Here is a 7,529-nt window from a genome sequence, read left to right on the forward strand (position 1 = left end):
TCAGAAGTGAAGAACCTGAAGAAGGCAGCGGCCGTGACGATGGTGGCCGGCGGGCTGATCGCGGCGGGTGCCGGCATGGCCTCCGCCACCGACGGCGCCACCGCCCTCGGCGAGGCCAAGGGCTCGCCGGGCGTCGTCTCGGGCAACCTCGTCCAGGCCCCGGTTCACGTCCCGGTCAACGTGGTCGGCAACAGCGTGAACGTCATCGGCGTGCTGAACCCGGCCTTCGGCAACCTGGGTCTCAACCACTGAGGTCCCGCCCGGACCCGCAGTCACCTCCGGCCTCCCCGGTCCCCACCGGGGAGGCCGGTCTGCTTGTCGCTCCAATGCTCCGAACGAGCTGTGTGCGCCCCCTCCCCGCACCGTCGCGGACCACGTCCGCGTTGGGCAGCGCACGACCCGGGGCCGGGTCGGACACGCAACCGCAGGAGGAACGCAACCCATGAACATCGCCAAGAAGGCCGCCGTGGCCCTCACCGTCGCCGGTATCGCCGCAGGCGCCTCGGCCGGTGCGGCCGTCGCAGACGCGGGCGCCGAGGGCGCGGCCGTGAAGTCCCCGGGCGTCCTCTCCGGCAACGCCACCCAGGTCCCGGTCAACGTCCCCGTCAACGTGGTCGGCGACAGCGTGAACGTCATCGGCCTCCTGAACCCGTCCTTCGGCAACACGGGCATCAACCGCTGACCCACAGCCGAAGCACCGAAAGGGCCCACCCGTCAAAGACGACGTGTGGGCCCTTCCCGTTTTTTCAGCCCGTCCGGCGTTTGAGGACGAGGCCCCTTCAGGGCCGATACGGGGGTCTGGGGGCAGCGCCCCCAGCACGCCCACACCAACAGACGCCAACCAAGCAACCCACCCTCACCGCACCCCCCGCTCCCGCTCCTCCACAACGGAGTTGTACGCGGCGACCTGCGCCCGCCGCCCCGTCCGCTCCACCGGCCGCAACGCCTCCGCCCGCACCGCGATCTCCGCCGAACTCACCGCCCCACCCGGCCCGTTCTCGTACGCCAGCGACACCAGCAACCCCACCCGCCGCGCCATCTCCAACACCCGCACCGCCCGCGGCGGATACCCCGGCGCCAACACCTCCCGCCCCCGCTCGGTCCGCGCCCGGTACGCGTCGATCGCCGCCTCCGCCACCGGCCCCGACCCCGCCAGGTCCAGCCGCGACAACACCGCCGTGGCATCCCGCAGCGCCTCCGCCAGCTCCCGCTCCGCCTCACCCAGCGACGGCACATCGGCCGGCGGCGCCTCCCGCACCGGCAGGCAGTGCCACACGACCTCGACGTGCACATCACCGGCGGGCCCCGCCTCGGACACCTCGGGCACCAGCCCGTACCCGGCGCCGTGACAGACCACCGCCTCCTCCGCCTCCAACGCCCGCGCGTTGAACTCGGGCGGCCCGCTCAGCCCCAGCGGATGCCCGGGAGCCGGCAGCGCCACCCGCATCCCGTTCACCCCGAGCGACCGCAGCCGCCCCAGCGCGAGCGTGAGCCCGACGGGCGCCGACTCACCGGGCAACCCCTCCACCCGGTGCACGGCGTCCTCGCCGACGATGGCGACGACGGCGTCGTCCGGCGATACAAATCCGGCCAACAGGGCATTTCCCCAAGCGGCAAGGCGACCAGAGCGCGGTTCCGAGAACATGCCCCCAGCCTAAGGACCGGACCGATGGAACGGTCCGCCCGACCGGTGGCGTAGATTTTCCCGAGGGGGCCGCGCCCACCCGTGCGCGGCGGTCCGAGCCACAGGCGACCGCGACAACCGACCGGCCACACTGCAAGGGGAGACAACGCGCTCATGAGCGATGTTCTGGAGCTTCAGGACGTAACCGTGGTCCGTGAGGGCCGGGCTCTCGTGGACCAGGTCTCCTGGTCGGTCAAGGAGGGCGAGCGCTGGGTCATCCTCGGTCCCAACGGGGCCGGCAAGACGACCCTCCTCAACATCGCCTCCACCTACCTCTTCCCCAGCGCCGGCACCGCCTCCGTCCTCGGCGAGACCCTCGGCAAGCCCGGCACCGACGTCTTCGAACTGCGCCCGCGCGTCGGCATGGCCGGCATCGCTCTCGCCGACAAGCTCCCCAAGCGCCAGACCGTCCTGCAGACCGTCCTCACCGCCGCCTACGGCATGACCGCCGGCTGGCAGGAGGAGTACGAGGACGTCGACGAGCAGCGCGCCCGCGCCTTCCTCGACCGCCTCGGCATGAGCGACTACCTGGAGCGCAGGTTCGGCACCCTCTCCGAGGGCGAGCGCAAGCGCGTCCTCATCGCCCGCGCCCTGATGACCGACCCCGAGCTGCTGCTCCTCGACGAGCCCGCCGCCGGCCTCGACCTCGGCGGCCGCGAGGACCTCGTACGCCGACTCGGCCGCCTCGCCCGCGACCCCATCGCCCCCTCGATGATCATGGTCACGCACCACGTCGAGGAGATCGCCCCCGGCTTCACCCACGTCCTCATGATCCGCCAGGGCAAGGTCCTCGCCGCGGGCCCGGTCGAGCTCGAACTCAGCTCCCGCAACCTCTCCCTCTGCTTCGGCCTCCCGCTCGTCGTGGAACAGGTCGGCGACCGCTGGACGGCCCAGGGCCTCCCGATGTCCTGACCCGTCCCGCCCCTGACCCACGCGTCGTGCCCCTGACCCGACCCTGACCCGGTGCTGCCCCCGTGCGCCCTGTCCGCGACGGGACCCGCGGCCTACCATGACGGTGTGAACGACATCGACGCGTGGGTGTGGTGGCTCGTCGGCGCGGCAGCGCTCGGAATCCCGCTCGTGGTGACCGCGATGCCCGAGTTCGGCATGTTCGCGGTCGGCGCCGTGGCCGCTGCGGTCGTCGCGGGCCTCGGCTTCGGAGCCGTCGCCCAGGTACTCGTCTTCGTCGTCGTCTCCGTCGCCCTCATCGCCGTCGTACGCCCCATCGCGATCCGGCACAGCAAGCAGCGCCCCCGACTCGCCACCGGCATCGACGCGTTGAAGGGCAAGCAGGCCGTCGTGATGGAGCGCGTCGACGGCTCCGGCGGCCGGATCAAGCTCGCCGGAGAGATCTGGTCGGCGCGCGCACTCGACACCGACCGCGTCTACGACGTGGGGCAGCAGGTCGACGTCGTGGACATCGAGGGAGCGACGGCGATCGTCATCTGACCTTGCACAACTCCCGCACGACGCAAGTGAACAGAACACCTCGCGGGCCACACGACGGTCTGTCAGACTCGACCAGCAAGATCTTCAACAGGCATAAGATCTTCCGAAAGCGCCGAGGCGGAGAAAGGTACGGGGAGCCGCGATGGAACCGGTCATCATCGTCCTGGTCATTCTGGTGGTGTTGGTCTTCATCGCCCTCATCAAGACGATCCAGGTCATCCCGCAGGCGAGCGCCGCGATCGTGGAGCGCTTCGGCCGCTACACGCGCACGCTCAACGCGGGCCTCAACATCGTCGTTCCGTTCATAGACACCATCCGCAACCGCATCGACCTGCGCGAACAGGTCGTCCCGTTCCCGCCGCAGCCGGTGATCACCCAGGACAACCTGGTCGTCAACATCGACACGGTCATCTACTACCAGGTGACCGACGCCCGGGCCGCGACCTACGAAGTCGCCAGCTACATCCAGGCGATCGAGCAGCTCACCGTCACCACGCTCCGCAACATCATCGGCGGCATGGACCTGGAGCGGACCCTGACCTCCCGTGAGGAGATCAACGCGGCCCTGCGCGGAGTCCTCGACGAGGCGACCGGCAAGTGGGGCATCCGCGTCAACCGCGTCGAACTCAAGGCAATCGAGCCCCCCACCTCCATTCAGGACTCGATGGAGAAGCAGATGCGCGCCGACCGTGACAAGCGCGCCGCGATCCTCACCGCCGAAGGCACCCGCCAGGCCGCGATCCTCACCGCCGAGGGCGAGAAGCAGTCCCAGATCCTGCGCGCCGAGGGCGAGGCCAAGGCAGCCGCCCTGCGCGCCGAGGGCGAAGCCCAGGCCGTGCGTACGGTCTTCGAGGCGATCCACGCCGGCGACGCGGACCAGAAGCTCCTCTCCTACCAGTACCTCCAGATGCTCCCGAAGATCGCCGAAGGCGACGCCAACAAGCTCTGGATCGTCCCCAGCGAGATCGGCGACGCCCTCAAGGGCCTCTCCGGCGCCATGGGCAACTTCGGCAACTTCGGCGGCGGCGGAAACTCCGGCAACTCGGGCAACTCCGGTAACGGCAACGGCAGCAACGGCAACGAACGCCGAGAGAAGCCGTCGATCGACTGACCGCGACACGACACCGGTGACATGACTGGGGCCCACCTCCCGAGCGGAGGTGGGCCCCAGTCATGTCACCGGCGTTGCGGATTACGCCGCGTCCAACGTCAGCCACTCCGGCAGTGCGGCCAGGTCGTCCTGCCCCAGCGACAGCAGCATCGCGTCCGCCGGCGTCGGCTCGAACGGGTGCCGCAGCAACGGCATCTCCGCCTGCTCCGGAGTCCGGTTCGCCTTACGGTGGTTGTCCTCCGCGCACGACGCGACCGTGTTCAGCCACGAGTCCTGACCACCCTGCGCCCGCGGCACCACGTGGTCCACGGTCGTCGCCCGACGACCGCAGTACGCGCACCGGTGCCGGTCCCTGACCAGCACACCCCGCCTCGACCACGGAGCTTGTCTTCGGAACGGCACCCGTACGTACCTGCACAGCCGGATCACCCGCGGCGCCGGAATGTCGACCTCGGCTCCGCGCATCCGCAGTTCGGGGTGGGCCTGCTCGACGACGGCCTTGTCCTGAAGCACCAGAACGACGGCTCGGTTCAACGTCACCGTCGACAGCGGCTCGAAGCTCGCGTTCAGTACCAGCGTGTCCCGCATTACCAGCCCACCTCCTGTGTGCACCGGCCCACCCCCGTGGCGGGCTGGGAACAACTCTGGCCGGGCACGCCGAGATGGACAACGCAATATCTGCTGCTCCACGGGAGGCGACCCCCGCGACCCCCGGCAACAAAATGCCCGCCCCTGATCACTTCCAAGACCGGGGGCGGGCAAACGTTCAATGAACGATGAGCTGACTCATCCCTCCGTGGGATGTTCGTACTCGCCGATCAGTTGAGCGCGGGCGATCGCGTGGAACCGCAGGTTGAACCCCACGAAGGCGGGCGTGACGTCGGCGTCCGGACCGAGCTTCTCCTGATCGACCGCGTACACCGTGAAGACGTACCGGTGCGACCCGTCCCCGGGCGGCGGAGCGGCACCGCCGAAGTCCTTGCTGCCGTAGTCGTTACGCACGTGTACGGCGCCCTCGGGCAGCCCCTTGAACGCGCCGCTGCCCGCACCCGCCGGCAGCTCGGTCACCGAGGCCGGGATGTCGAACAGGACCCAGTGCCAGAACCCGCTGCCCGTCGGGGCGTCCGGGTCGTAACAGGTCACGGCGAAACTCTTGGTCTCGGGCGGGAACCCCTCCCACCGCAACTGCGGCGAGGTGTTCCCCGCCGCGTAGACCTGAGCACTCTTGAGCGTCGCGCCCGCCGCGACATCCTCGCTCGTCACCGTGAACGACGGCACGGGCGGGTGGAAGTCATGGGGGAGCGGCCGCCGCTTGAGCTCGGTCACCTGGGTACCTCCTGAGCGATCCTGTGTGAAGACGGTGGAATCCGTCGTTCCGAGCCTAGAACCAGTTGCGCTTGCTGCCGACCTCGGACAGCCACTGGTTGAGGTAGGCGGCCCAGTCGGTCCCCTGGTAGTCGTGCAGACCCACCTGGAACGAGCGGAAGGTGTCACTGCCCTCGCTGAACAGCCCGGGCTTCTTGTCCATCTCCAGGACGACGTCCATCGCGTTCCCGTCGGCCACGAAGCTCAGCTCGACCTGGTTCAGCCCCCGGTACTGCGACGGCGGGTAGAACTCGACCTCCTGGTAGAACGGCAGCTTCTGCCGCGTACCCCGGATGTGACCGCGCTCCAGGTCCGCGTTCTTGAAGCGGAAGCCCAACTGGATGAAGGCGTCGAGGATGGCCTTCTGCGCCGGCAGCGGGTGGACGTTGATCGGGTCCAGGTCACCTGAGTCCACGGCGCGGGCGATCTCCAGCTCGGTGGTCACCCCGATGTTCATTCCGCGCAGCGACTGCCCGTCGATCATCGTGACCGGCGTCTCCCAGGGGATCTCGAGCCCGAACGGCACCGTGTGCACGGCACCCGCCTGCAACTCGAAGGCACCGCCGAGCCGCAGCTTCGTGAACTCGATGTCCTGCTTGTACTCCTGGTCGCCGCTCTCGACCTCGACCTTGGCCTGCAGCCCGACCGACAGCCCCTCGATCTGCTGGTTGACGGACCCGCCCTGGATCCGCACCTCGCCCTGGACGACACCGCCCGGAACGACGTTGACCTCGGTCAGCACCGTCTCGACCGAAGCGCCGCCGGCCCCCAGACTCGCGAGCAGCTTCTTGAACGCCATGTCTCTCCCTCGTGACCTTCTACGACTCAACTCAACTACGGGAACGATCCCTCGCCCCCTACAAACGCGATCCGGACGTGGCCGGTTCCGCGCTCCACACCCTGGCAAGCCGCGTCCCCGCTGACCACCCCGGCGCACCGATCCGTCTGCACCACCGTCTGTACTACGCTCGGCGGGCATGATCGCGACCCCCGACCGTACGCCCCTGCCCAGGGCCTTCTTCGACCGCCCTGTCCTGGAAGTGGCCCCGGATCTCCTCGGCCGCCTCCTCGTCCGTACGACCCCCGAGGGCCCGATCACCCTGCGCCTCACCGAGGTCGAGGCCTACGACGGCCCCAACGACCCGGGCTCCCACGCCTTCCGCGGCCCCACGGCCCGCAACAGCGTGATGTTCGGCCCGCCGGGACACGTGTACGTCTACTTCACCTACGGCATGTGGCACTGCATGAACCTCGTCTGCGGTCCGGACGGCACGGCGAGCGCCGTCCTGCTCCGCGCCGGAGAGATCGTCGAGGGGGCCGAGTCGGCGCGCAAACGTCGACTCTCAGCCCGAAATGACAAAGAACTGGCCAAAGGCCCCGCCCGCCTGGCCACCGCCCTGGACGTGGACAGAGCCCTCGACGGTACGGACGCCTGCGCCACCGGGGACACCCCACTGAGGATCCTGACGGGCACCCCGGCCCCCTCCGACCAGGTACGCAGCGGCCCGCGCACCGGAGTCTCCGGCGACGGGTCCGTGCACCCCTGGCGCTACTGGGTCGCCAACGACCCGACGGTGAGCCCGTATCGGGCCCACGCTCCACGAGGTCGCCGAAGTTGACTCACTGTTGGCCTGCGCGTAACGTGGCCCGAGCCGCTTGACCCGGGTACGGCATTCGCCTGCAGCCGGAAGCGGCCACCCACTACTACACCCTCCCTCAGCGGGAGCGAATTCGTCATGCCCGCATGCCCGAATTCGAACCCGGCGGAACTCGATTATGAGTTGCGGAGGGGATCGGCTAACGTAGTGAATGTCGAAAGGCCGACAGGCGAAAGCCCAAAGCCCAAGGCAATCCCGCCGACAGGGAATCGGATCAAGAAAAGGATCTGATAGAGTCGGAAACGCAAGACCGAAGGGAAAA

The 7,529-nt window shown here is 69.1% G+C and carries 10 protein-coding genes; 6 read left to right on the forward strand and 4 right to left on the reverse strand.

Annotated features, from left to right (window positions below; translation table 11 throughout):
- Positions 1-6 precede the first annotated feature (6 nt).
- Together chpE and BMZ82_RS09765 are read left to right on the forward strand one after the other, a co-directional pair.
- Positions 7-252 (forward strand): chaplin ChpE, encoded by a 246-nt coding sequence (gene chpE / locus BMZ82_RS09760; RefSeq protein ID WP_093773809.1) that lies wholly within the window; start codon positions 7-9, stop codon positions 250-252.
- Between the two features lie 190 nt (positions 253-442).
- Entirely contained in the window at positions 443-682 is a 240-nt protein-coding gene (locus BMZ82_RS09765) for a chaplin (protein WP_093773811.1), read from the forward strand.
- Between the two features lie 174 nt (positions 683-856).
- Here BMZ82_RS09765 and BMZ82_RS09770 read toward each other — a convergent pair whose 3' ends face one another.
- Positions 857-1,645 carry a hypothetical protein gene (locus BMZ82_RS09770; RefSeq protein ID WP_093773813.1) on the reverse strand — a complete coding sequence of 263 codons (789 nt, stop codon included), beginning with the start codon at positions 1,643-1,645 and terminating at the stop codon, positions 857-859.
- A 153-nt stretch (positions 1,646-1,798) separates the two neighbouring features.
- On the opposite strand from BMZ82_RS09770, the gene BMZ82_RS09775 reads away from it, so the two are divergent.
- The 3 genes from BMZ82_RS09775 to BMZ82_RS09785 all read left to right on the forward strand — a co-directional run bounded on the left by BMZ82_RS09775 (position 1,799) and on the right by BMZ82_RS09785 (position 4,244).
- Complete coding sequence (locus BMZ82_RS09775; RefSeq protein ID WP_093773815.1) at positions 1,799-2,596, forward strand: ABC transporter ATP-binding protein; 798 nt, start codon at positions 1,799-1,801, stop codon at positions 2,594-2,596.
- Between the two features lie 105 nt (positions 2,597-2,701).
- Positions 2,702-3,133: an NfeD family protein gene (locus BMZ82_RS09780; protein ID WP_093773891.1), complete on the forward strand. Its 432-nt coding sequence runs from the start codon at positions 2,702-2,704 to the stop codon at positions 3,131-3,133.
- 142 nt (positions 3,134-3,275) lie between these two features.
- On the forward strand, positions 3,276-4,244 hold the full coding sequence (locus BMZ82_RS09785; protein ID WP_093773817.1) for an SPFH domain-containing protein: 969 nt from the start codon (positions 3,276-3,278) through the stop codon (positions 4,242-4,244).
- Positions 4,245-4,325: 81 nt separating this feature from the next.
- Here the strand turns inward: BMZ82_RS09785 and BMZ82_RS09790 are convergent, their stop codons facing one another.
- From BMZ82_RS09790 to BMZ82_RS09800, 3 genes are all read right to left on the reverse strand, one after another.
- A complete protein-coding gene (locus BMZ82_RS09790) occupies positions 4,326-4,832 on the reverse strand; it encodes an HNH endonuclease (RefSeq protein WP_093773819.1) in 507 nt (168 codons plus the stop codon).
- A gap of 198 nt (positions 4,833-5,030) precedes the next feature.
- Positions 5,031-5,570, reverse strand: coding sequence for a YbhB/YbcL family Raf kinase inhibitor-like protein (locus BMZ82_RS09795; protein WP_093773821.1), 540 nt, complete (start codon positions 5,568-5,570; stop codon positions 5,031-5,033).
- A 55-nt stretch (positions 5,571-5,625) separates the two neighbouring features.
- Positions 5,626-6,408, reverse strand: coding sequence for a sporulation protein (locus BMZ82_RS09800; protein ID WP_093773823.1), 783 nt, complete (start codon positions 6,406-6,408; stop codon positions 5,626-5,628).
- Between the two features lie 178 nt (positions 6,409-6,586).
- Between BMZ82_RS09800 and BMZ82_RS09805 the strand changes: the two genes are divergently transcribed.
- On the forward strand, positions 6,587-7,228 hold the full coding sequence (locus BMZ82_RS09805; protein WP_093773825.1) for a DNA-3-methyladenine glycosylase: 642 nt from the start codon (positions 6,587-6,589) through the stop codon (positions 7,226-7,228).
- Positions 7,229-7,529 lie beyond the last annotated feature (301 nt).

It is taken from the genome of Streptomyces sp. yr375, assembly GCF_900110755.1.
Taxonomy (GTDB): Bacteria; Actinomycetota; Actinomycetes; order Streptomycetales; family Streptomycetaceae; genus Streptomyces.